The sequence below is a fragment of the Salipiger sp. PrR003 genome, from assembly GCF_010500785.1.
Lineage (GTDB): Bacteria > Pseudomonadota > Alphaproteobacteria > Rhodobacterales > Rhodobacteraceae > Salipiger > Salipiger pacificus_A.
Window position 1 is genome coordinate 1 of record NZ_JAAGOV010000024.1, and the last position, 24,730, is coordinate 24,730.

22 protein-coding genes and 1 riboswitch are annotated in these 24,730 nt (G+C 65.8%); of the genes, 9 read left to right on the forward strand and 13 right to left on the reverse strand.

All coding sequences use genetic code 11. The annotated features are described in order from the left end of the window. Positions 1-449 (reverse strand): peroxidase family protein (locus G0D83_RS02120; protein WP_304610662.1); only part of this gene is annotated, 449 nt, incomplete at its 3' end. 243 nt (positions 450-692) lie between these two features. Between G0D83_RS02120 and G0D83_RS02125 the strand changes: the two genes are divergently transcribed. Next, the gene (locus tag G0D83_RS02125; protein WP_164189089.1) at positions 693-1,577 is read left to right on the forward strand and encodes a formate/nitrite transporter family protein; all 885 of its coding nucleotides are present in this window, start codon (positions 693-695) and stop codon (positions 1,575-1,577) included. Here G0D83_RS02125 and G0D83_RS02130 read toward each other — a convergent pair. The 8 genes from G0D83_RS02130 to G0D83_RS02165 form a co-directional block, all read right to left on the reverse strand. Beyond that, positions 1,574-2,197, reverse strand: coding sequence for a YitT family protein (locus G0D83_RS02130; RefSeq protein ID WP_164189091.1), 624 nt, complete (start codon positions 2,195-2,197; stop codon positions 1,574-1,576). The two genes, G0D83_RS02125 and G0D83_RS02130, sit on opposite strands and share 4 nt — an antisense overlap. 55 nt (positions 2,198-2,252) lie before the next feature. Beyond that, positions 2,253-3,485: an FAD-binding oxidoreductase gene (locus G0D83_RS02135; RefSeq protein ID WP_164189093.1), complete on the reverse strand. Its 1,233-nt coding sequence runs from the start codon at positions 3,483-3,485 to the stop codon at positions 2,253-2,255. Continuing rightward, the gene (locus tag G0D83_RS02140) at positions 3,478-4,359 is read right to left on the reverse strand and encodes a TetR/AcrR family transcriptional regulator (RefSeq protein ID WP_164189095.1); all 882 of its coding nucleotides are present in this window, start codon (positions 4,357-4,359) and stop codon (positions 3,478-3,480) included. Before G0D83_RS02140 ends, G0D83_RS02135 begins: the two co-directional genes overlap by 8 nt. 77 nt (positions 4,360-4,436) lie before the next feature. Continuing rightward, entirely contained in the window at positions 4,437-4,844 is a 408-nt protein-coding gene (locus G0D83_RS02145; protein ID WP_164189097.1) for a YbaN family protein, read from the reverse strand. Between the two features lie 379 nt (positions 4,845-5,223). Next, on the reverse strand, positions 5,224-5,505 hold the full coding sequence (locus G0D83_RS02150; protein ID WP_164189099.1) for a hypothetical protein: 282 nt from the start codon (positions 5,503-5,505) through the stop codon (positions 5,224-5,226). Positions 5,506-5,748: 243 nt separating this feature from the next. Beyond that, positions 5,749-6,330, reverse strand: coding sequence for a DUF1190 domain-containing protein (locus G0D83_RS02155; RefSeq protein WP_108969172.1), 582 nt, complete (start codon positions 6,328-6,330; stop codon positions 5,749-5,751). A gap of 23 nt (positions 6,331-6,353) precedes the next feature. After that, complete coding sequence (locus G0D83_RS02160; protein ID WP_164189101.1) at positions 6,354-7,568, reverse strand: glutathionylspermidine synthase family protein; 1,215 nt, start codon at positions 7,566-7,568, stop codon at positions 6,354-6,356. A 205-nt stretch (positions 7,569-7,773) separates the two neighbouring features. Further along, on the reverse strand, positions 7,774-8,553 hold the full coding sequence (locus tag G0D83_RS02165) for an META domain-containing protein (RefSeq protein ID WP_203595150.1): 780 nt from the start codon (positions 8,551-8,553) through the stop codon (positions 7,774-7,776). A 325-nt stretch (positions 8,554-8,878) separates the two neighbouring features. On the opposite strand from G0D83_RS02165, the gene G0D83_RS02170 reads away from it, so the two are divergent. Then, on the forward strand, positions 8,879-9,349 hold the full coding sequence (locus tag G0D83_RS02170) for a hypothetical protein (RefSeq protein WP_164189103.1): 471 nt from the start codon (positions 8,879-8,881) through the stop codon (positions 9,347-9,349). Positions 9,350-9,418: 69 nt separating this feature from the next. On the opposite strand, the gene G0D83_RS02175 is transcribed toward G0D83_RS02170, so the two are convergent. Then, positions 9,419-10,795, reverse strand: coding sequence for an ATP-binding protein (locus tag G0D83_RS02175; RefSeq protein ID WP_203595151.1), 1,377 nt, complete (start codon positions 10,793-10,795; stop codon positions 9,419-9,421). A 282-nt stretch (positions 10,796-11,077) separates the two neighbouring features. On the opposite strand from G0D83_RS02175, the gene G0D83_RS02180 reads away from it, so the two are divergent. The 3 genes from G0D83_RS02180 (at position 11,078) to G0D83_RS02190 (ending at position 13,941) form a co-directional block, all read left to right on the forward strand. Further along, positions 11,078-12,097 (forward strand): TRAP transporter substrate-binding protein, encoded by a 1,020-nt coding sequence (locus G0D83_RS02180; protein WP_164189105.1) that lies wholly within the window; start codon positions 11,078-11,080, stop codon positions 12,095-12,097. Positions 12,098-12,175: 78 nt separating this feature from the next. Then, positions 12,176-13,153, forward strand: coding sequence for a D-erythronate dehydrogenase (gene denD / locus G0D83_RS02185; RefSeq protein WP_164189107.1), 978 nt, complete (start codon positions 12,176-12,178; stop codon positions 13,151-13,153). Between the two features lie 20 nt (positions 13,154-13,173). Then, the gene (locus G0D83_RS02190; RefSeq protein WP_108969162.1) at positions 13,174-13,941 is read left to right on the forward strand and encodes a FadR/GntR family transcriptional regulator; all 768 of its coding nucleotides are present in this window, start codon (positions 13,174-13,176) and stop codon (positions 13,939-13,941) included. A 177-nt stretch (positions 13,942-14,118) separates the two neighbouring features. Here G0D83_RS02190 and katG read toward each other — a convergent pair whose 3' ends face one another. Next, positions 14,119-16,293, reverse strand: coding sequence for a catalase/peroxidase HPI (gene katG, locus G0D83_RS02195; protein WP_164189109.1), 2,175 nt, complete (start codon positions 16,291-16,293; stop codon positions 14,119-14,121). A gap of 329 nt (positions 16,294-16,622) precedes the next feature. Beyond that, positions 16,623-17,615, reverse strand: coding sequence for an asparaginase (locus tag G0D83_RS02200; protein ID WP_164189112.1), 993 nt, complete (start codon positions 17,613-17,615; stop codon positions 16,623-16,625). Positions 17,616-18,047: 432 nt separating this feature from the next. Further along, positions 18,048-18,249, forward strand: a riboswitch (cobalamin riboswitch). Between the two features lie 95 nt (positions 18,250-18,344). Between G0D83_RS02200 and nrdH the strand changes: the two genes are divergently transcribed. The 4 genes from nrdH to nrdF all read left to right on the forward strand — a co-directional run bounded on the left by nrdH (position 18,345) and on the right by nrdF (position 22,213). Further along, complete coding sequence (gene nrdH / locus G0D83_RS02205; protein WP_095881531.1) at positions 18,345-18,566, forward strand: glutaredoxin-like protein NrdH; 222 nt, start codon at positions 18,345-18,347, stop codon at positions 18,564-18,566. 31 nt (positions 18,567-18,597) lie between these two features. Next, complete coding sequence (gene nrdI / locus G0D83_RS02210; RefSeq protein ID WP_108969157.1) at positions 18,598-19,011, forward strand: class Ib ribonucleoside-diphosphate reductase assembly flavoprotein NrdI; 414 nt, start codon at positions 18,598-18,600, stop codon at positions 19,009-19,011. After that, positions 18,996-21,119 carry a class 1b ribonucleoside-diphosphate reductase subunit alpha gene (nrdE, locus tag G0D83_RS02215; RefSeq protein ID WP_164189114.1) on the forward strand — a complete coding sequence of 708 codons (2,124 nt, stop codon included), beginning with the start codon at positions 18,996-18,998 and terminating at the stop codon, positions 21,117-21,119. The genes nrdI and nrdE overlap by 16 nt, the downstream gene beginning before the upstream one ends. Positions 21,120-21,238: 119 nt before the next feature. After that, entirely contained in the window at positions 21,239-22,213 is a 975-nt protein-coding gene (nrdF, locus tag G0D83_RS02220; RefSeq protein WP_108969153.1) for a class 1b ribonucleoside-diphosphate reductase subunit beta, read from the forward strand. A gap of 145 nt (positions 22,214-22,358) precedes the next feature. Here nrdF and G0D83_RS02225 read toward each other — a convergent pair whose 3' ends face one another. Further along, complete coding sequence (locus G0D83_RS02225; RefSeq protein ID WP_164189116.1) at positions 22,359-24,659, reverse strand: FepA family TonB-dependent siderophore receptor; 2,301 nt, start codon at positions 24,657-24,659, stop codon at positions 22,359-22,361. Positions 24,660-24,730 lie beyond the last annotated feature (71 nt).

Below are 24,730 nucleotides of genomic sequence, written 5' to 3' on the forward strand. Positions count from 1 at the left end.
ATCTTGTTGCCGTATTTCTTCTTGATCGGCCACAGCAGGCGGCGGCCCTTGTCGGTGTTGACGTTGTCGGGCCAACTGTTCAGCGGCGCGAAGCGCTGGTTTCCGGTGCCAGCCCCGCCACGGCCGTCGGCGAGGCGGTAAGACCCAGCGGCGTGCCAGGCGACGCGGGCGAACATGCCGACGTAGGAGCCCCAGTCGGCGGGCCACCACTCCTGGCTGTCCTTCATCAGGGCGCGCAGGTCGTCCTTAAGCGCCTCCACGTCGAGCGATTTCAGCTCTTCACGGTAGTCGAAGTCCGGGGCGAAGGGCTTCGTCTTGCCATCGTGCTGGTGCAGGATGTCGAGGTTCAGCGCGTTCGGCCACCAGCTGGTCACCGAGGTGGCGGTCGAGGTTTGACCGCCGTGCATCACCGGGCATCCGCCCGAGGGTTTCACATCATTTCCGTCCATCGTTGGCTCCGGCCTTCGCTGCGTTTGGTCCATTGGTGCGGGGCCTCTGCGCCATCGACCTTGGGGCCGTGGGGTGATCAGACACCGCGCACCCTTGGTTTAGAGATCGACAGTGATAGAAAGAAATCGTATTTATTTTAATTTTCGATAGGATAAAACTATATCGACATAGCGCATGAGAGGAACGGGCGCAGGACGGTTGCTTTTTCGGGAACTCCTGCGGCTCTGGACGGTTCCGATGGGATGAATAACCTCGGCAGCCCCTCCAGCCCCAGCTTCAGCAGCAGCGAAACGGTCCACCACCCTGCCGAGGAGCGGTCGGTCGACAGCGCGTCGCGGCTCTCGGCCCGGCTGATTTACGAGGTCGTCCGCCGCGACGGCGAGGAGGAGTTGAACCGCCCCTCGGTGTCGCTGATCTGGTCGGGGCTGGCGGCGGGGATCCTGATCAGCCTCTCGGTGATCGCCCAGGCGGTGCTTCTGACCTACCTGCCCGAGGCCCGCTGGACCGTTCTTGTCGAGAGCCTGGGGTATTCGCTCGGCTTCATCGTGGTGATCTACGGACGGATGCAGCTCTTCACCGAGAACACCATCACCACCGTCATGCCCGTGGTGGCGCAGCGCTCGGCGACCTGCCTGCGCAAGATGATCCGGCTCTGGGCGATCGTGCTCTCGGCCAACGTGCTGGGGGCGGTGATCGCCTCGGGCTTCCTGCTGCTGCCAGGGGTGCTTCCGCCAGAGCTGAGCGAGAATCTTCTGGCAGTGGCCCGCCACGGGGTGGAGGGTTCGGCGGGTGGCAACTTCATGCGCGCGATGCCCGCCGGAGTGCTGATCGCCGCGCTGGTCTGGGTGATGCCCGGCGCACGCGGCGAGTCGCTGGTGATCGTGCTGGCGATGACCTGGCTGTTGGCAGTCGCCGGCTTTGCCCATGTGATCGCCGGATCGGTCGAGGCGGGCCTGTTGGTGTGGCAGGGCGCGCTCGGCATCGGCAGCGCGGTCTTCGACTTTTTCCTGCCGGTTCTGGCGGGCAACGTGGTGGGCGGTACTGCGATCTTCACTCTTGTCACCTGGGGACAGGTGAAGAACGAAGTCGCCCAGGCGGATGACGCGCCCGACGTGGATCAGAGTTAAGCGGCTTCGGCCGCCCCGGCGGGCGTGTTGCCAGTCTGCTGGATCCGGAAGTTCCAGGCGATCACTGCGTTCAGTACTGCCGCACCAACGAAGGAATAGAGCACCAGCTCAAGCGGCAGCACGACGCACGAAACCAGGAAGATCATGGCGTCGAAGCTCATCTGGAACCAACCGGTCTTGAAGCCGGTCTTTTCCTCGACGATCAGCGCCAGAACGCCCAGCCCGCCGGCAGAGGCATTGTGGCGAAAGAGCGCGATCAGCCCGGCGCCCGCGCTCGCCCCCGCAAGGATCGCAGCGACGAGCGGCGGCAGTTGATCGAAGGAAACCCAAGCCTGCAAGAGCGGTGTGGTGGCAGAGATGCCGACGACCGCGGCGATGGTGCGCAGGGTGAAGGCCTTGCCCCGGCGTTTCCACGAAAGCCAGAAAAACGGCAGGCTCACCAGCAGGAAGATCACCCCGAAATCGAGCGGCATCACGTAGGAGAGCAGCACCGAGGCCCCGGCGGTCTGGCCGGTGATCAACCCGGCAGCCTTGAGGAATACCACGCTGAGGCTGGCCATGAGGATGCCGAAGGCGATGCCTTGCGCATCATAGAGCGAGATGGGGGATTTGAGCTTCATGGCGTTGGTCTCCAGCGGGGCGTCGTCTTATGGGAGGCGAGACGGGGCAGGGCGGTCAGAGCCTGCGGCCCGGCGCAAGGGCGCGGGAGAGATCGCTTTCCTCGCCCTCCAGCGCGGCGGCAAGCAGGTTCGCGGTGGTCGGGCCGAGAGTGAAGCCTTGGTGGCCATGGCCGAAATGGAACCAAAGCCCCTTGTGGCGCGGCGCGGCGCCGGCCAGCGGCAGCATGCCCGGAAGGCACGGACGGGTGCCGGTCCATTGCGGCTCGGCGATGCGGTCACCGATCTCGAGCATGTCGGACAGCGCGGCGCGGCCGCGGTCGAGCTGCCGCAGGTCGGCGGGCGCGGTGCGGGAAACCAGCGCGGCACCGGTGGCGATGCGCAGCCCGGCCTGCATCTGACCCGCAACCACCCCGTTGTCCATGTCGACGATGGGCCGCAGCGGCGGGCGTGCGGTTGTGTAATGTCCGTGATAGCCGCGCTTGTAGATCATCGGGATGCGATAGCCGAAGCGGCGCAGCAGCGCGGGCGACCACGGGCCGAGCGCCACCACCGCGTGTTCGGCTTCGGCCCGTTCGGCGACCGTGGTCACGCGCCAGCCGCCGCCAGATTGAACAAGGCTGGAGGCGTCGCCCTCAAGCAACCGCCCGCCGCGGCTGGCAAAGAGCTTGGCATAGGCATGCACCAGGCAGCCGGGCGCGTTGCAGCTCCAGCTGTCGGGCCAGTGAATCACCCCGGCGGGATCGGCGCGCAGGGCAGGGTCCTCGCGGCGATAGTCGGCGCCCGCCAGCGCCCTGTGCCGGACGCCGTAGTCGCGCTGGAGCCGCTCGGCATCGGCGGCATCCGCCTCGAAGGCAGCGCGGTTTCGGTAGAGCTGCACCATGCCCTCGCGCGAAACCATGTTGCCTGCGCCTGCGGCCTCGATCAGCGGCGCGTGGTCCTGGGTGGCGCGGGCCGTGAGTTGGGCATAGATGCGGGAAATCCCGGCGTGGCGGCGCGGCGCGGAGTTGAGGAAGTATGACCAGAGCGCCGGGGCCATCTGCGTGACGCCCCGCAGCGACCATGTCACGTCGTTGCTGCGCCCGGTGGCAAAGGACCAAAGCGTGCCGAGGTCGCGCGGCAGCCCGTAGGGTTCCGCGGCCTCCGCCTGGATGATCCCAGCATTGCCGAAGGAGGTCTCGCGGCCGGGCGCACCGCGGTCGACAAGGCTCACCGCGTGGCCACGGGCCTGTAGCGCGAGCGCGGTGGAGACGCCGACCATGCCGGCTCCGAGGACGAGGATTTCAGCCATGCGAGGGCTCCGAAAGTGCGGGGTCTGCAGGTCGGGATGCGCGGCGGGCGAGCCCGTCGATCAACAATTCAAGCAGCGCGGAAAAGCTCTGGTCATAGCAGACCTGCGCGCCGTTCTGCCAACGCAGCACGAAGATCCGGTTGGCGAGTTGGGGCAGCGCGGCATGGGTCAGCGGATAGGCCTCGGCATCGACCGCGGCCAGGCGCTCGGCGACCCGCCGTTCCCAGGCATCGTCCTCCGATGCCGGGCCGGGCGCCAGCTCCATGGTCACGAAACCGCAGAGCCCGCCGATCAGCGCGTTGAAGGCCTCGCGCAGGTCCGAGCCATGAAATCCGCCGTCGGCCAGCGCCCGGAGCACGGTCTCGATCCACTCGAGGCTGGAATCGCCGTTGGACATCATCTGTGCCCCGAGCAGCGGAGAGATATTCGGGTGCCGGTGGACTGCGGCACGATAGGCGTGAAAGACCTGCCTGAGCCGTTCGGTCCAGGGCGCGCCAGGGTCCTGCGCAGCGACGAGACCGCCGGTGATCGTCGCCGCGATGGCGGCAAAGAGGTCTTCCTTGGCGCCGCCGACATGCCAATAGATCACCGCCGGAGAGACGCCGAGCCCGCGCGCCAGTTCGCGCAGCGAGAAGGCCGAAAGCCCGCGCGCGTCGATCTGCGCGATCGCGGCCTCGACAATTTGCGCACGGGTCAGGCCGATCGCGGCGGCGCGCCCGCGGGGCGCCTTGGCGGGTGCGGGGGTTCCGCTGTCGGCAACGCCGTTCACAGCGCAGCCGTTGCCGACTCGCACCGCGGGCGGATGGTCGAGCGCAGGATATGCGGGGCCGTGTCGCACATGGATATGGGTCCGAAGCTGGGGTGTTTCCGCCATAGCCCATCAATTGAACGTCGTTCAATTGAAAAATGTGACCTCGCCGGACCGGACGTCGCGTGTGGCGCGACGCGGTGTCACCGCGGGCCGTTTGGCCGGCTGAGCACGAAGAACGCGGCGCCGCCCATGCAGATCAGCTGGAGAAGCAGAACGCGCTGCGGGACCGCGAGCCAGAGGCTGAGCGCCAGCGCCGCCAGCATCATGCTCACCGCCAAGGCTTTATAGCGCGGCGCAATGGCGCCATGCGCGCTCCAGTCCGCGATCATCGGGCCGAAGCGCGGATGCTCGGCGAGAAAGCGATGCAGCCGCGGCGAGCTCTTGGAAAAGGCAAAGGCCGCGAGGATCACGAAGGGCGTCGTCGGCAGAAGCGGAAGAACGATCCCGATGACGCCGGCGCAGAGCGCGAGTCCGCCAAGCGCCAGCCAGGCGAACCGGAGCCGGCTGCGCGGCGGAAGGTGCGGATCCTCTGGGGGGACTGGACTCATCTGGAACTCGGGCGTGGGGTCTGGACGATCAAATAGCGCCACTTGCAGAGAACGCCACGTGGCAATCTTGATCCGATCCTCGAAACTCAGCTGAAGGCAACACCGACGCATCCCACATCCTCCATGCAAACTTCTGTTTTGATACAGAATTTGCACTTCGGTTGTGAAACCACCCCCGCCACTTAAACAGATCGCATAATGAGCATTATGGTAATAATTGTTTAATAATGGTTCAAAGCGTTCTGGACCGAGGGACACGCTGGGAGTTGGCGCCTGCGCGTTCATCCGAAGAACAATGCGTCACGCGACCGCAAGTGCGGCCGGATCCGTTTTCCTGGCACACGGCAAGGCATTTGCACGTCACTTCGGACGCGCGTGGTCAGGTTTGGCGGCGTTCCTGTCCAGGGGTCACCGGCATCGGCTCGGTTTCCGAGCGCGGGTGCCTTGCGCTGGATCGGTGCAGAGACAGCAGGAAAAGTGCGAGGATCATCGCGGCGGGTGCCATCAGATAGGCCCCGAGCACGATCAACGGGTGCGCTCCTGCGCCCCAGAGCACGAGACCGGCGAGCACGCCGATGCTTCCCGAAAGCGCTGCAATCACGAAACCGCCCCCCGAGGCGACGGCCCGTTCCGTGTCAGTCTCGTTCTTCTTCTGGTTCATGCTCCTCCCTCTCCAGGCACGTTCCAGAAACGGTGCCCAGCAGCATGAATGACACAAAGAAACCCTACAGCCATCTCCCTGCCCGAGCGGAAATGTCACGGAAACCAACGTGGGGGCAGAAAGTTACCCTTAGCATAACCTTGGGGAAGTTACCTAATCCTAAATGCGGACGGCGCTGTGCGCCCGGCGTAGGTCTCTCAGCGTGGGGTTGTGCGTGGGGTGGATTTCTGCCTCGGTCGGTCCTCAGCCGCCGAAGGTGCCGCGGGCTGCCCCGGTCCGGCCGAAACCGCCACGCGAGGCCACGGTGGCGCGGGACATCGGCGGCTTGCCGACCGTCGCCGGCGGTTTCGAGAACATGCTGGTGCCGAGCTTGGCGCGACCGGAGTTGCTCGAGTAGGTGCTGGCGCCGGTGGCATTGGTGAAGCGTCCGTCGGGCGTGCGGTAGAGCGGTTGCGCCGCGGCCATCCCCGAGCGCCCGCCCAGCATGTTGCCGATCAGATAACCCGCCAGCAGCGGCATGAAGATGCCACCCGAGCCGCCCTGCACCTGCTGCGCCTCGCTGCCGCAGGCGCCTTCGCCGTGCTGTTCCTCGCAGACCTGCAGGCTGTCGTAGCGCGGTGCGGATTCCACGTGCAGCGTCTCGGCCTCGGAAAAGGCGGCGTCGCAGTCCTGCGCCGAAAACAAGCCGCCGGTGAGCGCGGCGCTGCGGCAACTCTCGAGGTCGGGAAAGGCCTGCGCGTCGACCTGCTCTTCGCGGCAGCCCGCGAGGGTGAAGGACGCGGCGCCGACAATCGCCAGCGCGACGGTTCTGGAACGTTTACGCATCTTGGTCTCCCTCTGACCGCGCGTCAGTCGCGGATGAAATGCGGCTTGAACCGCGACAGGTCCTGCGTGATCCGGGCGCGATCCTCGCGCATGCCGATCCCGGCGCAGCTCGCGCCGACCATCCAGGCGCCGACCACCGGCCGGAAGCCCTCGAAGATCGGCAGTGGCTGATAGGCCTGCACCACGCGCGGATGTTCCTCGTAGCCCGCATCGGGCGCGGATTCCAGCAGCTTTCCCTGCTGGAAGATACGCACCGAGGCGCCTTCGCGCGAGAAGATGGGCTTGCTGACATGGCCTTGCGCAAAGACATCCGATGCGCGTTGAAACGCTTCGGGGCCGGACTCGCGCCCGGCCAGCGCTTCGGCCACCTCGTCCTCGAAAAACGCCGGCAGCAGGTTCGGGTGGCCCTCGAACATCCGCCAGAGCACCGGCAGCAGGCCCTTGTTCGACAGGACCGCCTTCCAGGCAGGCTCGAGCATCAGGCAACCCGCGGTGCGCAGGTGGTCGGCGTAATCGTCGCGCAGCAGATCTTCCCAGGGGTAGAGCTTGAAGAGCGTGCCGATTACCCGGTCCTCGGAATCGATGAACTGCCCGTCGGTGCTGATGCCGAGCTTTTCCAAATCGCTGTAATGCGCGCCGAGATCAGCCTCGCGCGCGGCCCAGGCCATTGTCTCGACCGTGCCGTAATCCTCGGGGCTGTCGGCGGCGGCGGCAAAGTGGAGGTCCGTGCCGGGGGCGAACAACGCGCGGAAGCGCTCGACCAGCGCCTCGTGGATGCCGTTGAACTGGTCGTCGCCCTCGCGCAGCACGCCGGCCGCGATCTGGTCTTCGAGCCAGAGCCACTGGAACGAGGCGCTCTCGTAAAGCGACGTGGGCGTGTCGGCGTTGTATTCGAGCAGTTTCGCGGGACCCTGCCCGTCATAGGCAAAATCGAAGCGTCCGTAGATCTCGGGATCGCCGCGCTGCCAGCTTTCGGCCACGAGGTCCCAATGGGCGTGCGGAACGCCGAGCCGGGTCATCAGGTCCTCGCTCTGGACGATCTCTGCCACCGCCGTGCGGCACATCTCGTGCAGTTCGGTCGCCGGGTCCTCGAGGTCATCCTCGATCTCGCGCAGGGTGAAGCGATAGGCCGAGGTTTCGTCCCAATAGGGCTCGCCATGCATGTCGGCAAAGGTGAAGCCGAGCTCCTCGGCCTTCTCGCGCCACGTCGGGCGCTCGGTCAGGGTGAGTTTTTCCATGCAGGTCTGTCTTCGGCCTCCTCGGGGCGGATCGGCGCCTCCCGGACAGATAGGTCGGGAGAAGTCAGCGCGGATCGACCGGTCCTGCTGATATAGGAAGCCCCTGCGAAGCTTTGAGGCCCCGCAGCGAAATTGACGCAACGGAGCCCCGGTTTTTTTTCCCGCGGACGGGCCTTTGGAAGATGGACGTAGCGCGCCGTGCGCCCTACTCCGGGCGTTCGGTCAGGCGCAGGACCGTGACACCCGCCGCATTGGTGAGGCTCAGGTTCTTGCCGTTGCGCACGTAGCCGGTGGTCTGCTCGAGCGCCGCGACCATGTCCTGATCGAGCTTCATGCGCGGCTCGGGGCAGGCCCGGCGCGTTCCCGCGAGCGGTTGCAGGATGCTGAGCGTGCCGTCGCCGATCTCGGCCCGACCCGTGAAGCGGTTGCAGCCCCCGTACATGGAAAAGGCGCCATCGTCGTTGAAGGCCATGCTGGGCGGATCCTCGGTCACCAGCATGCGGCCGCCGATCTCGAAGGCGGCCCATGCGATGCCGGTGATGCGGGGCATGTCGGCGACCGGCGCCGCAGCCATCTGCTCAAGCACGATCTCGGGACGCGCCGGCGCGTCGCGGGTGATCGCCGGAAAGGCGGTGGTGGTGCGCAGCAGCACGGTGTCGCCCTCGCGGACCTTGCCGGCGACCACGTAGCTCATCCGGGTGTCTATCTGCGCCTCATCGTAGGGCAGCTTGACGATCGCCGGCAGCATGTCGATGCGGTAGCGGTGCGCCGAAAGCACAGTGGCCGGTGCGTCGGCGCGGGAGACGTCGAGCAGTTCCACCTCGAGCAACGCCTCGTGTGGCAGGCTTGCTCCCTCGGCAAGGCGCACCACGACGGGCAGATCGACGGTTTCGGCCATGGCGGGCATCCCTCCGAGGCTGGCGAGCAGGGCAATCATCCCCGCGGGTCTGAGGACCTGGCGGACCAGGGGTCGAAAAATGCGCATGTCGCGTCTCCTTCCGGGCTCTGCCGCATTGCCTGACACGGCCCCTGCGGCTGCCGCCTCGCCTTCGCAAAGGGGGGGCAAGGGTCGTCGGCATGATGGCGCAAGCCCCCGGACCGGGCAAGCCGGGCGGGCGCGGCGTAGGCGCAGATTTGCCAAGACCTGCCAATGCGATGAGGGTGATCGGCGGGGGCGACGGACGGGTTTCGCTGTGCTAGGCTCACGGCGGATTCATCGCCGCGCGCTCCGCGGTGCAGCGCAGACCGGCGCTCAAGGGCATTCGACCAAGATATTCGACCACGACTTTTGACAAGGTGAGGATTTTGCCATGGCACGGCGCCAACGATCACCCAGATACGTGACGACCCTGATGATGGCCCTGATCGGGGTGCTGCTGATCGCCGCCTTCATGGCAGAGGATGCGGTCGCCACGGGGGGTGTCACCTGGGCCGACCTGCCCAAGGGGCTGATGCTCCGCTACCTGCTGGCAATGGCGCTCGGCGGCGCGCTCTCGGGCTGGCTTCTTGCCGGGATGTTCGGACGCAGCGGCCTCGGCGGCTTCATCCTTGGGTTCATCGGCTCGGTGCTTGCGACGCTGGTGGCCGGTCTCTTCGGCAGCGCGGCGGGGTTGCTGCCGGACCTGCTGCGTGACGGCTGGTCGAGCTCGGACCTGATTCCGATCTTCTACGGGCTCGCAGTGCTGCCGCTGGCCTTTGCGGGGCAACCGCTGCTGCTGGTGGGCTGGCTGGTCATCATGCTCTTTACCCACCTTTGGGCACGGCGGGTGCGGACGGGCTGAGCCGCCCGGCCAGACGAAAGACGGCAGCGCCGAAGCGCTGCCGGTTCCCTACTTGCAAGGGCCCTGCCCTCAGGGCTTCAGCGTCACGCGGCTGATGTGATCGCCGGTGGCATCCTCTTGACCCCTGCTCTTGTTGACCACGAAGACACCGCCGTCCGCCGCGGCGATCAGGTGGTTGGGGAAGCTGCCGATTTGCGCCTTCGCCACGACCTCGCCGTCGGGCGAAACGGCGACCAGCGAATCCGAGCCGCGCACCGCAACCCACGCCAGATCGTTCACCGTGTCGAAGGCGATGTTCAGCGGCCCCGCGCCCACCGGCACGTCGTGCAGCGTCTCGCCAGTGGCGGCATCGACGATCAACACGTTGTCGGTGTTCACCCCGGCGGTGAAGATGCGGTGGGACTTGGCATCATATGCGACCCCGATGGTGCGCTTCGACAGCGGCAGCGGGTAGACCGAGGTCTCTTCGCCCGACGCAAGATCGACCACGGCGACCTCGTCGGTTTCGAGGCTGACCACGTAGAGCGTGCCACTCGCCGCGTCGATATGCATGCTCGCCGTGGCGAAATCGGCGCCGCGCTTGCCCGAGCTCAGTTCGATGGGCGCCAGTTCCTCCAGCGTTGCCGCATCAAAGACGTGGATCGTCGGCTCGAAGGTCGCGGTGACATAGACCTTGCCGTCATGCGCCAGAGCATCGCGGGGATGCGGCACCGCGCCGGCCTCGAACTGCTTGACCAGCGACAGGTCCTCTCCCGCGTAGACGGCTACGGTGTTCTGCCGCGTGTTGGTCACCCAGACCTGCCCCTGCGCATCGACACCCACGCCGTAGACCGCGAAGACCCCGCCGTCGCGCCCGTCCGGGCCGTCGGGTGCGTCCTGCGGCGTGGCTTCGGCAAGGATTTCCAGTGTTTGCGGGTCGAGCTTCATCAGCTTGCTCTCAGTCACCGGCGGGCGGCCGACGGCCGAGGTGACGTAAAGCGCATCATTCCCCGCGGCGACCTGGTAGAGACCCGGTGCCAGCTTCTGCGAGGTGAACTCTAGCGCGCCGCTGTCGGGCAGCACCGGAGAGACCTTGAGATCGAAAGTCATCGCATAGGCCGGATCGGCGATCTCGGCGACCACCGGGTAGAGGCCCGGCTCAGCGCCCTCGGGGATGCTGACCTCGGTGCGGAACGCGCCCTCGCCGTCGGCGATCACCGGGGCCTGCGCGTTCAGCACCGCGCCGTTTTGACGCAAGGTGACGCTCTGGCCTGGCAGGAAGCCCTTTCCGCGCACCTCTGCGGTGCTGCCCGCGGTGATCGGGGCGCGGTTGAGACCGTCGGCGATCATCTTGCCGTCGAAGCCCTTGGCGAGCCCGGCGAAGGGATCACAGAGCGCGGCGCCGGCGATCAGGGTGGAAAGCGCGATCCCGCAGACGCCGGAACGAAGTGCCGTGACAAGGGACATGGAAGTCCTCCTTTGAAGACGCGGGCTTGCCGCGTGAAATGTCGATGGGCTGGCTCGGACCCGCGGGTTCCGTGGCTCTGCGGCAGGGCACGCAGTTCGCACCTGCCTAGGATGGTTGACTGTTACAGTCAAGTATTCTGGACCGCCCCTACGAGCCTGTGAACGACGGGTGCGACCGGCATGTCTCCGCAAAGTCAGTGCGCGCATTGTCGGATTGTCTGGCAATCTGGCGATTGTCTTGCTACCGATGGAGTCGGAGGACGATTTACAGGGAGGAACCTCATGTCCAAGAAACTTGTCGCCGTTCTGGCTGGCGCGACGCTGCTCGCCGGTGCCGCGAACGCTCAGACCACGCTGCGCATCCAGACCCATCAGTCGCCGGAATCGGTCTCGGGCCAGCTCGTGCGCGACTTCGTCGATCAGGTCGAGACCATGTCGGGCGGCTCGCTCGATATCGAGATGTTCTACAGCTCCGCCGTCGTCGCTTCGGCCGAAACCTTCGGCGCCGCCGCCACGGGCATCCTCGATTGCGACATGACCAACGCCAGCTACCAGACCGGCCTCAACCCGGCGTTCCAGTTCGTCGCCGACACGATGGGGGGCTACGACACGCCCCTGCAGTACCTGAGCTGGATCTCGCAGGGTGGCGGCCGCGAGGCAATCAACGAGCTCTACAATGCCAACGGCATGGAATTCGTTGGCGCCTATCTGGGCGGGCAGGAGTCGATGAACTCGACCGCGCCCATCGCCGGGATCGAGGATCTGAAGGGCTGGAAGTTCCGCTCACCGCCCGGGATGGAATCGGAGATCTTCGCCGAGCTGGGCGCGACCCCGGTCGTGATGGACTTCACCGAGATCTTCACCGCGCTGGAAACCGGCATTATCGACGGCGCCGACGCCTCGACGCTGGCCAACAACGTCGGTCTCGGCATCTATGACATCGCCAAGCACACCACCTTCCCCGGCTTCCACTCGATGAGCTCGGATCACCTTGCCTGCAACAAGACCGTCTGGGACGGACTTGAGCCGGCGCAGCAGGAAATCCTCAAGGCGGCGATGGACACGCTCGCCATGAACCTGATGATGCGCACCATCGTGCAGAACGGCGAGGCGCTGACCGAGCTGCCCGAGAAGGGCGTGACGATCTACGACTGGTCCGCCGAGGACCGCGCCGCCTTCCGCGAGGCCGCGATCAGCCGTTGGGATGTCTGGGCCGAGAAAACCCCGGAAGCCAAGGCGATGGTGGAAAGCCACAAGACCTTCCTCAAGCGCATCGGCCTCGGCCAAGACAGCGCGAACTGAGCCGGCAACGGCACCCCCAGGCGGGCGGCCCCACGGCGCCGCCCGCTCCCACCCCAGAGATACGGAAAGACACACGGGATGAACGTTCTGATCATCGGCGGCGGCGGCTTCATCGGCCGCAAGGTCGCCCAAAGCCTCGCCACCCGCGGCAACCTGCGCGACGCGCCCATCGACAAGCTGACGCTGGCCGACATCGCCGCGCCCGAGCCCGTCGAGGCCCCCTTCCCCGTCGAGACCCGCGCCTGCGACATCACCGACCGCGCCTCGATCGACGCGCTCATCGACGACGACACCGACGTGATCTTCCACTTCGCCGCCGTCGTCTCGTCCCACGCCGAGGCCGATTTCGAGGCCGGCATGAAGGTCAACCTCGACGGCACGCTTAACGTGCTGGAACGCTGCCGCGCGCTCGGCACCTGCCCGGTGGTGGTCTTCACCTCCTCGCTGGCGGTCTTCGGCGGCGAGGTGCCCGACCCGATCACCGATCACACCATCCCCAACCCGCAGACCTCCTACGGCATGCAGAAGGCGATCGGCGAGCTGCTTCTCAACGACTATTCGCGCAAGGGCTACGTCGACGGCCGGGGCTTCCGCCTGCCGACCATCTCGGTGCGCCCGGGCAAGCCGAACCGCGCGGCCTCCTCCTTCATGTCATCGATCATCCGCGAGCCGCTGAACGGCGAGCCGGCGATCTGTCCGGTGGACGAGGGGCAGGAGCATTTCTACCTCTCGCCAAAGCGGTGCGTCGAAAACCTCATCAAGGGCGCCGAGCTCGACGCCGAGGACCTGGGGATGCAGCGCTGCATGACCATGCCCGGCCAGCGCCTGTCCATCCGCCAGATGATCGATGCGCTCACCGCCGTGGCCGGGCCGGAGCCGGCGAAGCTGATCAAATGGGAGGAGCAACCCGAGATCGCCGACATCGTGCGCGGCTGGCGCTACGATTACCGTTTCGACAAGGCGCTCGCGCTGGGGCTTGAAGCGGATGCGAGATTCGAGGAGAACGTGCGCTACTACATGGAAGATGACCTTCCAAAAGCCAAAGCCCCCGCCTGAGGCCAAGATCGAGACCCGCCATGCTGACCCCGATCGTCCAGACCCCGCGATATCGGCTGGTGGCCGAGGAGATCGCCGCGCGCATTCGCGCCGGCGACTTCGCCTCCGGCACCAAGATGCCCGCGGACAAGGATCTGGTTGCCCAACTCGGGGTCAGCCGGACGACGGTGCGCGAGGCGATGATCGCGCTCGAACTGATGGGCTATGTCGTCACCCGCTACGGCGCCGGCGCCTTCGTGGCCGACCCGCTGCCCATGGCGCAGGATGAGACGCACCCCGAGACACCGGGCCTGCCCGGGTTCTTCGAACTGGTCGAGGCGCGCTTCGTCATCGAGCCCGAGATCGCCGCCATCGCCGCCAGCACCGTGACCCCCGGGCAAATCGCGCAGCTGACCCGCTGCATCGAGGGCATGTGCGACACCCGCCTGCCCTTCGACCGGATCGAGGCCCATGACCGCGAGTTCCACCTCGTCATCGCGCGCTCCACCGGCAATTCGCTTTTTGTCACGATGGTCGAGGATTTCTGGCACGCCCGCCAGCGCTACCCGGAATGGACGCGCCTCAACAACCGCCAGAACGCCGAGGACATCGCGCGCTTCTCCCGCGACGAGCATGTCGCCATCGTCGACGCCCTGGTCGCGCGGGATGCCGGGGCGGCGCGCGCCGCCATGGCGCACCATTGCCGCAACTCGGGCCAGCCGCTGCTGGAGCGCTGGCATCGCTTCGAGGGCGAAACCGTCGGCGAGGAGGTTCTGCACCGGCTCAAGGCACGGGCGGGTCAGGGCTGACACCTACCACGGCGATGCGCGGGCTCCGCCATCTTTAAAAAAACGGCTCTGACCCCGGCCTGCGGCCCTCTCCGGGGTACGTCTCCCAGGAAGCAAGGGCGGCTTTCTGATCTGAGCAGTATAAAAAAGGCCCGCACATCTGTCACGTGCGGGCCTTTCCTCAACTTCCGCGCGGCCTCACTTCAGGTCGAAGCGGTCTGCGTTCATCACCTTGGTCCAGGCCTTGGCGAAGTCGGCAACGAACTTGCCAGCGTTGTCATCCTGGGCATAGACCTCGGCGTAGGCGCGCAGGATCGAGTTCGAGCCGAACACCAGGTCCATCCGCGTCGCGGTCCATTTGACCTCTCCGGTCTTGCGATCGCGGATCTCGTAAAGGCCGCCGCTCACGGGCACCCAAGTGTAGCCCATGTCCACGAGGTTGACGAAGACGTCATTGGTCAGCGCGCCCTCTCGGTCAGTGAAGACGCCGTGCTTGGTGCCGCCGTGGTTGGTGCCCATGGCCCGCATGCCGCCGAAGAGCACCACCATCTCGGGGGCGGTCAGCCCCATGAGCTGTGCGCGGTCTAGCATCAGCTCCTCGGCCGAGACCGCGTAGTCCCGCTTGAGCCAGTTGCGGAAGCCGTCGGCCAGCGGCTCGAGCGGATCGAAGCTGCCTGCGTCGGTCATCTCGTCGGTGGCGTCACCGCGGCCCGGCGCGAAGGGCAATTCCAGCTCCACGCCCGCGGACTTGGCTGCCCGCTCGACCCCGAGGTTGCCTGCCAGCACGATCACGTCGGCGATCGAGGCGCCGGTCTCGGCGGCGATCGGCTCTAGCGCCGACAGCACACGGGCCAGGCGGTCGGGCTCGTTGCCCTCCCAGTCCTTCTGCGGGGCAAGACGGATGCGCGCGCCATTGGCACCGCCGCGCATGTCCGAGCCGCGGAAGGTGCGGGCGCTGTCCCAGGCGGTAGAGATCATCTCGGCATCCGTGAGCCCGGCAGCCGCGATCTTTGCCTTTACCGCGGCCACGTCGTAACCTGTGGCACCTGCGGGGATCGGGTCTTGCCAGATGAGATCCTCGGCTGGCACGTCGGGGCCGATGTAGCGCGCTTTCGGCCCGAGATCGCGGTGGGTCAGCTTGAACCAGGCGCGGGCGAAGGTGTCAGCGAAATACTCCGGATCGGCCATGAACTTCTGGCAGATCGCATTGTAGATCGGGTCGACCTTCATCGCCATGTCGGCATCGGTCATGATCGGCATGCACTTGATCGAGGGATCCTCGACGTCGGCGGGCATGTCCTCTGGCTTGATGTCCACCGGCATCCACTGCCAGGCCCCGGCGGGGGATTTCTTCAGCTCCCACTCGTGACCGAAGAGCATGTCGAACCAGCCCATGTCCCATTGCGTAGGGTTGGACGTCCAGGCGCCCTCGATGCCCGACACCATCGTGTCGCGGCCGATGCCACGGCCCTTGGTGTTCATCCAGCCGATGCCCTGGTACTCCGGGCCGGCGCCCTCGGGGTCGGGACTGAGGTTTTCCGCAAGGCCGTTGCCGTGGCACTTGCCGATGGTGTGGCCGCCGGCGGTGAGCGCCGCGGTTTCCTCGTCATCCATCGCCATGCGCTTGAAGGTCTCACGGACCTGCTCGGCGGTCTTCTGCGGGTCGGGCTGGCCGTTCACCCCCTCGGGGTTCACGTATATCAGGCCCATTTGCACCGCGGCGAGCGGGTTCTCCATGGTCGCCGGATCGGCCAGGTCGCCGTAGCGGCCATCGGACGGCGCGAGCCATTCCTTCTCGGCGCCCCAGTAGACGTCCTTTTCCGGGTGCCAGATGTCTTCGCGGCCAAAGGCGAATCCGAAGGTCTTCAGGCCCGCGACCTCATAGGCAATCGTGCCCGAGAGGATCATCAGGTCGGCCCAGGAAATCTTGTTGCCGTATTTCTTCTTGATCGGCCACAGCAGGCGGCGGCCCTTGTCGGTGTTGACGTTGTCGGGCCAGCTGTTCAGCGGCGCGAAGCGCTGGTTGCCGGTGCCGGCCCCGCCGCGACCGTCGGCGAGGCGGTAGGAGCCTGCGGCGTGCCAGGCGACGCGGGCGAACATGCCGACGTAGGAGCCCCAGTCGGCGGGCCACCACTCCTGGCTGTCCTTCATAAGGGCGCGCAGGTCGTCCTTCAGCGCCTCCACGTCGAGCGATTTCAGCTCTTCACGGTAATCGAAGTCCGGCCCCATCGGGTTGGTCTTGAAATCGTGCTGGCTCAGAATGTCGAGGTTCAGGCTCTTGGGCCACCAGCTGGTGACCGAGGTTCCGCTCTCGGTCAGACCGCCGTGCATCACCGGGCATTTTCCCCCGGTATCGACGTCGTTTCCGTCCATGTCAGTTCTCCCATAGGATGAGCATCCTTGCGCGGGACAAGGCAGGGCAGCGGGCGAAAACGCGGGCCGTTGGTCCAGCCGGTGCCGCCGCCGAGGTCCCTCCTGCATCGGCAGTCTAACCAGAGGGCGCGGCTGGGTCAGGTGATTCGTAGCCGCTGACCTTGCGCCTGCGGCGGTCCGTCGCGCTCCGAAAGAGGATTCTGAAATCTCACAAATTCATCCCGGTCCCCCAGGGCCGGGGCAGCAGTCTCCCTGCTCCGAAAAACCGCAGCGCCAGTTTCGGCGGGCACGGACGTCGCGGCGGAGCCGCCGTCCCGTGAGGCCGAGGCTCAGACCTTCGCGAGTGCCTCGGCGATAGCCTCCATCCGCCCTGCCCGCTCGGGCAGCAGCGGCAGCAGCGCGGCGAGCAGCAGGCGAGCCTTGGCGGCGCTGAGATCACCGGACAGGATCGCCCCTGCCTCGACCATCGTCACGCCGCCGCTGTCGGCGCCGTAGATGGCCCGGGTCCGCCCCTCGGGACAGCGGGTGGCAAGGATCACCGGGATGCCCGCCGCGACGAGCTTGCGGCAGACCTCGGCAAAGCCCTTGGGGGCATTGCCGCGCCCGAAGGCCTCGATCACCACGCCCGAGACGCCGTTCGAGGCACACCATTCGAGGTAGCGCGGCGTGCTGCCGAGCCCGAGCGCGATAAGCTCGACGTTCGGGTCCAGCGACGGCGCGTCGATCACCTCGCGCGGGCGCGCCGGGCGCGTGTAGAGATGCACCTCGCCCTCGTCGATCTCGCCCAGCTTGCCATGGCCGTTCGAGCGGAAGGTGTCCACGCGCGAGCTGTGCACCTTGCTGACGTAGCGCGCGCCATGGATCTCGCCCTCGAAGACGATGACCGCGCCCACGCCGGTCAGATCGGGCGCCGCCGCGCAGAGCAGCGCGTCGTGCATGTTGCGTGGCCCGTCGGTATCGGGTTGGCCCGCGTGGCGCTGTGCGCCGGTGAAGACCACTGGCTTATCGGACCTGACCAGCAGCCGCGCGAGAAAGGCGCTCTCCTCCATGGTATCGGTACCATGGGTGACGACGACGCCATCGACCCCGGGCTCGGCCAGTCGCGCGTCGATGTGGCGGCAGAGCTTGTAAATCGTCTCGAGCGTCAGCGCGTTGCTGCCCGCGGCCTCGATGTTGTCGACCTCGACGGTGATCCCAGGCAGTGGTGCGTGCAGGCTTTCGAGCAGCCTGTCGCCGCTCAGCCCGGCGGTGACGGCCCCGCCCTCGGTCTTGGCATAGGAGGCAATTGTGCCACCGGTGGCGACGAGAACGATATGGGACATGCGGACCTCCTGCAGGGCTGAACTGACGGTGCGTGATGTCTGCATATGCGCGCGGGCGGGCGAAAGCCAGATCGCTTGGCGGCGCGCGCCTATCAGGAAGCTTGTGGAGGAAGGGAGGATGCGGCGGCCCCAAGGGAGGAGGAGAAGGGCCGCCGCCGATTTCCGGGGCTGAGGGAGGAGGAGAAACACCCCGAAAAAATCCTTGAACGCGTTGCCGCGTCGACAGGGGCACATTTAGGGGCCCTCCCTGGCCCGGGCAACGCACATTCCTGCAGGGCCGAGTTGTCGAGAATGCATGGCCCGCGCAACCCCTTGCAAACGCCCGCTCCAAGGGTGTCCACCGTGGCCGACTTGCTGCACACAGAGGCTGCAGAATTTTTTTGAAGTCGGGCTCGCACAACAGGATATTGACGCATGACCTGCATCCTGTTCTAGATATAGTTGCTTTTCGGTTCATCGAGTCGGGCGACGGCCCGGCGCGGCGCTAAGAGGGAAACCGGTGTAACACCGGTGCTGCCCCCGCAACTGTAAGCGGCGAGTGAAGGCCCAATGAGCCACTGGGACATCCCGGGAAGGCGCGGCCGGACCCACGACCCGCCAAGCCAGGAGACCTGCCGAAGGCCTGACAGAATGACCACGAACGGAGGGTTCGGGGCGTGCGAGGACCGCGTCAGGCACAAGGCCTGCGCGGTGACGCGTCCCCGCCTTCGCAGCTGAGGACGCAAGAGCATGATCACCGTCTATTCGAAACCCGCCTGCGTGCAGTGCACTGCCACCACCCGCGCGCTCGATGCCAAGGGGCTGGACTACAACGTGATCGACCTCACCGAGGACGACGCGGCCATGTCGCTGGTCACCGAGCTCGGCTACCGCCAGGCCCCCGTCGTGACCTTTGGCGAAGACCACTGGTCGGGCTTCCGTCCGGACCTGATCGCCCGCCTCGCGAGCTGATCGCGGCGGGATCGGCAACAAGGGATCGACCATGTCGGGGCTCGTCTTCTTCTCCTCTGCCAGCGGCAACACCGCGCGCTTCGTCGCCAGCCTCGGCCGGGCGGCGCTGCGCATCCCGGTGTCGCCCAAGGAACTGACGCCCGATCCGCGCGATCCCTTTGTGCTGATCTGCCCGACCTATGCCGACGGCGAAGGTCGCGGCGCGGTGCCGAAGCAGGTGATCCGCTTTCTCAACGACCCGTCCCGCCGCGCGCTGCTGCGCGGCGTGATCGCCAGCGGCAATCGCAACTTCGGCGAGACCTTCGCGCTCGCCGGCCGCGTCATCGCGCAAAAATGCAATGTCCCCCTGCTCTACTCGTTTGAGCTGGCGGGAACGACCAAGGATTTCGCCCGCGTCAACGACGGGCTCGACGCTTTCTGGGGGACCCCATGCTTGACCGCCTGAACGAGACGCTGGACTACCACGCGCTCAACGCCATGCTGAACCTCTACGATGCGGACGGCAATATCCGCTTCGAGGCCGACCGGATGGCGGCGCGGCAGTATTTCCTTCAGCACGTGAACCAGAACACCGTGTTCTTCCACTCGCTGACGGAAAAGCTCGGCTACCTCGTCGAGGAAGGCTATTACGAGGCGGAGGTGCTCGAGCAATACCCGCCCGCCTTCCTGCAGAAGATCTGGGACGCGGCCTTTGCCAAGAAGTTCCGCTTCCCGACCTTTCTCGGCGCGTTCAAGTATTACACCTCCTACACGCTGAAGACGCGTGACGGGAAACGCTTCCTCGAGCGCTACGAGGACCGCGTCGTCATGGTGGCCCTGGCGTTGGCACGCGGCGACGAGGCGCTGGCGATGTCGTTCATGGAAGAGATCCTCTCGGGCCGCTTCCAGCCCGCCACGCCGACCTTCCTCAACGCCGGCAAGAAGAGTCGGGGCGAGCTGATCTCCTGCTTCCTGCTGCGCATCGAAGACAACATGGAAAGCATCGGCCGGGCGATCAACTCGTCGCTGCAGCTGTCCAAGCGCGGCGGCGGCGTCGCCCTGATGCTGACCAACATCCGCGAGGCCGGCGCGCCGATCAAGGGCATCGAGAACCAGTCCTCTGGCGTCATCCCGGTGATGAAGCTGCTCGAAGACAGCTTCTCCTATGCCAACCAGCTGGGTGCGCGTCAGGGCGCGGGCGCGGTCTATCTAAACGCGCACCACCCCGACATCCTCAAGTTCCTCGACACCAAGCGCGAGAACGCCGACGAGAAGATCCGTATCAAGACCCTCAGCCTTGGCGTGGTGATCCCCGACGTGACCTTCGAGCTCGCCAAGCGTAACGAGCCGATGTATCTCTTCTCGCCGCATGACGTGCAGAAGGTCTACGGCGTGCCCTTCTCCGAAATCTCGGTCACCGAGAAATACGAGGAGATGGTCGAGGACAAGCGCATCCGCAAGACCAAGATCAACGCCCGCGCCTTCTTCCAGACGCTGGCCGAGATCCAGTTCGAGAGCGGCTATCCCTACATCATGTTCGAGGACACGGTGAACGAAGCCAACCCGGTCGACGGGCGCATCACCATGTCGAACCTCTGCTCGGAGATCCTGCAGGTGGCCGAGGCGTCGGAGTTCAACGACGACCTGAGCTACTCGAAGCTGGGCACCGACATCTCGTGCAACCTCGGCTCGTTGAACATCGCCAAGACCATGGACGGCCCGGACTTCGGCGCCTCGATCGAGACCGCGATCCGCGCGCTCACCGCCGTGTCGGAAATGTCGGCGATCGACAGCGTGCCTTCGATCCGCCGCGGCAACGACGAAAGCCGCGCGATCGGTCTCGGCCAGATGAACCTGCATGGCTACCTGGCCCGCGAGCACGTCCATTACGGCTCCGACGAGGGCGTCGAGTTCACCTCGGTCTATTTCGCCGCCGTGGCCTATCACGCGCTGCGCGCCTCCTGTGCCATGGCGCGGGAAAAAGGCATGACCTTCAAGGGCTTCGAGAAGTCGAAATATGCCGACGGCAGCTTTTTCGAGAAATACGTCACCCGCGACTGGCTGCCCGAGAGCGAAACCGTCAGCAAGCTCTTCGACGGCATCACCCTGCCCACGCGTTCGGATTGGGACGCGCTGAAGGCCGACGTGATGGAGCACGGGCTCTACAACCGGAACCTGCAGGCGGTGCCGCCGACAGGCTCGATCAGCTACATCAACAACTCGACCTCCTCGATCCACCCGATCGTCTCGAAGATCGAGATCCGCAAGGAAGGCAAGATCGGCCGCGTCTACTACCCGGCCGCCTTCATGAACAACGAGAACCTCGAGTATTACCGCGACGCCTACGAGATCGGCCCGGAAAAGCTCATCGACACCTATGCGGCGGCCACCGAGCACGTCGACCAGGGCCTGTCGCTGACGCTGTTCTTCCCCGCCGAGGCCACCACGCGGGACATCAACCGCGCGCAGATCTACGCGTGGAAGAAGGGCATCAAGACGATCTACTACGTGCGCCTGCGCCAGACCGCGCTCGAGGGCACCGAAGTGCAGGGCTGCGTCTCCTGCACGCTCTGAGGGGATGAGACGGGGGCAGCGCCCCCGCAGCCCCGGAGTATTTGAGGAAAGATTAACGGGGCGCGGGCGCGCGCTCCGGATGGGATGAGGGCCGCTGCGCCCGAACAAGGGATGATCCGATGAAGGACACCGTCACTTCCCCCGCCGTGCCGCGGGCGATCAACTGGAACCGGCTGCAGGACGAGAAGGACCTCGAGGTCTGGAACCGTCTCACGGTGAACTTCTGGCTGCCCGAAAAGGTGCCGCTGTCGAACGATGTGCAGAGCTGGGCGACGCTGACCGATGCCGAGAAGCAGCTGACCATCCGCGTCTTCACCGGGCTGACGCTGCTCGACACCATCCAGAACTCGGTCGGCGCACCGGCGATGATGCCCGATGCGCAGACCCCACACGAGGAGTCTGTGCTGACCAACATCGCCTTCATGGAAGCGGTGCACGCGCGCAGCTACAGCTCGATCTTCTCGACGCTCTGCTCGACCCGCGAGGTCGACGAGGCCTTCCGCTGGTCCGACGAGAACCCGCACCTGCAGGCCAAGGCCCGCGCCGTGCTGGAAACCTATGCCGCCGGTGCCGATCCGCTGAAGCGCAAGATCGCCTCGGTCTTCCTCGAGAGCTTCCTGTTCTACTCGGGCTTCTACCTGCCGATGTACTGGTCGAGCCGCGCCAAGCTGACCAACACCGCCGACCTCATCCGCCTGATCATTCGCGACGAGGCGGTGCACGGCTATTACATCGGCTACAAGTTCCAGCGCGCGCTGGAGCGCGAGACCGCCGAGCGCAAGGCCGAGTTGAAGGATTACGCCTTCTCGCTGCTGTTCGAACTCTACGAGATCGAGGCGCGCTACACCGAAGAGCTCTACGACGGGATCGGTTTGAGCGAGGAGGTGAAGGCCTTCCTCCACTATAACGCGAACAAGGCGCTGCAGAACCTTGGCTTCGAAGCGCTTTTCCCACCCGAAGCCGCCGAGGTGAACCCGGCCATCATGGCCGCGCTGAGCCCCGACAGCGAGAACCACGACTTCTTCTCGGGCTCGGGATCGAGCTACGTCATCGGCAAGGCTGTCGCCACCGAGGACGAAGACTGGGATTTCTGATCCCAGCCTGACCTATCTCAGTCCGCGGGCGGGTCTGCTGCCCGCGGCTTTTCGTGCCTGCCGCCTCTGGCCTACCGCGACAACATAAAGATCTGCCCGCAAGATGCGGGCAGATCTTAGTTTTTTTGAGGAACTACTTCGGAGATCAGAAGGTCTTGGTCAGACCGAAGTAATAGGCTCGTCCGGGCTCGTTGTAGGTGTTCGCACCGTCTCCCGAGCGCAGGATCTCGGTGTCGAAAAGGTTGGTCACCCCGGCCTTGAGATCGAAGCCGTTGTCGAACTGATAGGTCATGCCGAGATTGACCAGCGTGTAGGGATCGCGGTCCTCGTCGTCACCCTGGGCGTAGCCGGTCGCGGCGCTGTATTCCGTCGCCTCGATCGGACCATAGTGGGTGAGCGAGGGGATAAGGCTGAACCTGTCGTTTACGTTCCAGGTCACCGCGGCGTTGATCGTGTACTCGGGCACCAGCGACAGCGGCACGTCGACCTCGACGCCGTCATAGGTCTCGCCATCCGAATTGGTGCCGCCCTTGATCTTCAGCTTCTGGCTCGACTCGATCATGTAGGTTCCGTTCACCGCCAGCGAGACCCGCTCGCCGAGAGGCATCGCGAAGCTGCCCTCAAGACCCTCGACCGTCGACTGGGGAACGTTTTCCCATTGGTAGAGCCGCGCCGCGTTGCCACTGACCTGGGTGGTGCCGGCCTGCTCGGTGCCCGCCTGGATCTTGTCGCGGTAGTCGTTGTGGAAATAGGTCAGCGTCGCGTTGACACCATTGAGGCCGGCATAGGCGATCCCGATTTCGGAGTTGATCGAGGTCTCGGGGTCCAGGTCGTCGTTGCCCAGAACGTAGCAGGGGCCGTCGCCGACGTAGGGATAAGGGCAGCCATTGCCGCGCGTCGTGTAGACGTAGGTGTCGGACAGCTGGTAGAGCGTCGGCGCCTTGAAGGCCCGCGCCACGCCGCCCTTGACCGTCCATTCCGAGTTCACCGCGTAGGAGGCATTCAGCCCGCCCGACCAGTTGTAGCCAAAGCTGTCCGCCCAGTCGACACGCACCGAGGGGGTCAGCGTCAGCCGGTCGGTCCACTCGATGTTGTCCTCGAGATAGAGACCGAGGGTCAGTTGCTCGGTGATCTCGTCGCCGCTGGAGGAATTGATGCCACCGTCATCGCTGGTGATCGACGCGAATGAGCTGTAGTCGCCGAGATCGAGCCGCTCGTAGCGCGCTTCGGCGCCGAGCGTCAGCGCCGAGGGGCGGCCGAGGAAGCTGCGGTCGATGTAGGTCTCGGACTTGGCCGCGATGGCATCGAGCAGCGCCGTATCCCATTCGTCGGTTGCATTGATCATGCCCTCGGACCCGCCGGCCGGCCCCTCGGTCAGACGGGTGTTGTCGGTGTGCTCGTATTGCAGGTAGCTGCGCGTTTCGCCCCAGCCGTAGCTGCCGTTGTGGGTGATGGCGGCGGTGTAGCGCTCCATGACGTTGGTTTCGTCGCCGTCCTCGGCAAGGTCATCGACAACCGTGCCGCCGCTGTCGGTCAAGCCGCCACCGAGCAGCTTGTCGCCGGCGTAGATGTTCCCCTGCCGCGACCAGCCGAGATCGAAGTCGAAGCTGTTGCGGTCGCTCGGCGTCCAGCGCAGCAGCAACGAGGCATCCTTGTTGACCACGCCCTCGCTGCCCGCGTCGTAGCCGCATTCGGTCTCTGCGCCGCTCCGGTCGGTGCAGGTCTCGCCCTCGACGGTTTCGGCATTGAGCTCGGGATCATCGGCATCGGTCTTGTTGTAGCTGCCCGAGAAGCGCAGCGAGAAGTCGTTGTTCAGCTTCCTGGCCCACAGCAGGTTGTAGCGCTGGGTCGCGCCCTCGAGGCTGCTGTCGGGCGCGTCGAAGAAGGTGCCGAGCTGCAGCAAGTCTTCTTCCGGGGCCTTGGTGATGATGTTCACCACCCCGCCCGCGGCACCCGAGCCATAGCGGGCCGCCGCCGGGCCGCGAATGACCTCGATGCGATCGACCATCTCGGCGGGCACCCAGTTGGTGTCACCGCGGGTGTCGCGCTCGCCCGAGCGGCCCATCTTCACCGAGGTGCGCGACAGCACCGGCTTGCCGTCGATCAGGATCAGCACGTTCTCCGGACCCATGCCGCGGATGTCGACCTGGCGCTGGTTGCCGCGCTGACCCGAGGGCGAGGTGCCGCTAAGGTTGACCCCCGGCATCTTGCGGATGATCTCGGCCACGTCGTTGACCACGGGCTGCTTCTCGATGTCCGCGGCGGTGATGGTCGAGGTGCCGAGCGCCTGCTTGATCTGCTCCTCGGCGGTCAAAACGATGGTCCCGAGCTCGTAGCCGCTGTCGTCGCCAAGTGTAAGGTCCTGCGCCAGTGCCGGGGTCAGCGGGGCGGCGGACAGGAGAAATACGGCTGTGCCAGAGGCAAGCCGTGCACGTGCGGATGCCATGAGCGATCCTCTCTGCGCTGAAGTTTCACGATGTTCTGAGGGTCGCTGGCGGAAGCTGGCCCGCGGAGGAA

Coding starts and splice junctions, on each gene's coding strand:
- G0D83_RS02125 (WP_164189089.1), top strand. CDS start 693: ATGAATAACCTCGGCAGCCCCTCCAGCCCCAGCTTCAGCAGCAGCGAA.
- G0D83_RS02130 (WP_164189091.1), bottom strand. CDS start 2,197: ATGAAGCTCAAATCCCCCATCTCGCTCTATGATGCGCAAGGCATCGCC.
- G0D83_RS02135 (WP_164189093.1), bottom strand. CDS start 3,485: ATGGCTGAAATCCTCGTCCTCGGAGCCGGCATGGTCGGCGTCTCCACC.
- G0D83_RS02140 (WP_164189095.1), bottom strand. CDS start 4,359: ATGGCGGAAACACCCCAGCTTCGGACCCATATCCATGTGCGACACGGC.
- G0D83_RS02145 (WP_164189097.1), bottom strand. CDS start 4,844: ATGAGTCCAGTCCCCCCAGAGGATCCGCACCTTCCGCCGCGCAGCCGG.
- G0D83_RS02150 (WP_164189099.1), bottom strand. CDS start 5,505: ATGAACCAGAAGAAGAACGAGACTGACACGGAACGGGCCGTCGCCTCG.
- G0D83_RS02155 (WP_108969172.1), bottom strand. CDS start 6,330: ATGCGTAAACGTTCCAGAACCGTCGCGCTGGCGATTGTCGGCGCCGCG.
- G0D83_RS02160 (WP_164189101.1), bottom strand. CDS start 7,568: ATGGAAAAACTCACCCTGACCGAGCGCCCGACGTGGCGCGAGAAGGCC.
- G0D83_RS02165 (WP_203595150.1), bottom strand. CDS start 8,553: ATGCGCATTTTTCGACCCCTGGTCCGCCAGGTCCTCAGACCCGCGGGG.
- G0D83_RS02170 (WP_164189103.1), top strand. CDS start 8,879: ATGGCACGGCGCCAACGATCACCCAGATACGTGACGACCCTGATGATG.
- G0D83_RS02175 (WP_203595151.1), bottom strand. CDS start 10,795: ATGTCCCTTGTCACGGCACTTCGTTCCGGCGTCTGCGGGATCGCGCTT.
- G0D83_RS02180 (WP_164189105.1), top strand. CDS start 11,078: ATGTCCAAGAAACTTGTCGCCGTTCTGGCTGGCGCGACGCTGCTCGCC.
- denD (WP_164189107.1), top strand. CDS start 12,176: ATGAACGTTCTGATCATCGGCGGCGGCGGCTTCATCGGCCGCAAGGTC.
- G0D83_RS02190 (WP_108969162.1), top strand. CDS start 13,174: ATGCTGACCCCGATCGTCCAGACCCCGCGATATCGGCTGGTGGCCGAG.
- katG (WP_164189109.1), bottom strand. CDS start 16,293: ATGGACGGAAACGACGTCGATACCGGGGGAAAATGCCCGGTGATGCAC.
- G0D83_RS02200 (WP_164189112.1), bottom strand. CDS start 17,615: ATGTCCCATATCGTTCTCGTCGCCACCGGTGGCACAATTGCCTCCTAT.
- nrdH (WP_095881531.1), top strand. CDS start 18,345: ATGATCACCGTCTATTCGAAACCCGCCTGCGTGCAGTGCACTGCCACC.
- nrdI (WP_108969157.1), top strand. CDS start 18,598: ATGTCGGGGCTCGTCTTCTTCTCCTCTGCCAGCGGCAACACCGCGCGC.
- nrdE (WP_164189114.1), top strand. CDS start 18,996: ATGCTTGACCGCCTGAACGAGACGCTGGACTACCACGCGCTCAACGCC.
- nrdF (WP_108969153.1), top strand. CDS start 21,239: ATGAAGGACACCGTCACTTCCCCCGCCGTGCCGCGGGCGATCAACTGG.
- G0D83_RS02225 (WP_164189116.1), bottom strand. CDS start 24,659: ATGGCATCCGCACGTGCACGGCTTGCCTCTGGCACAGCCGTATTTCTC.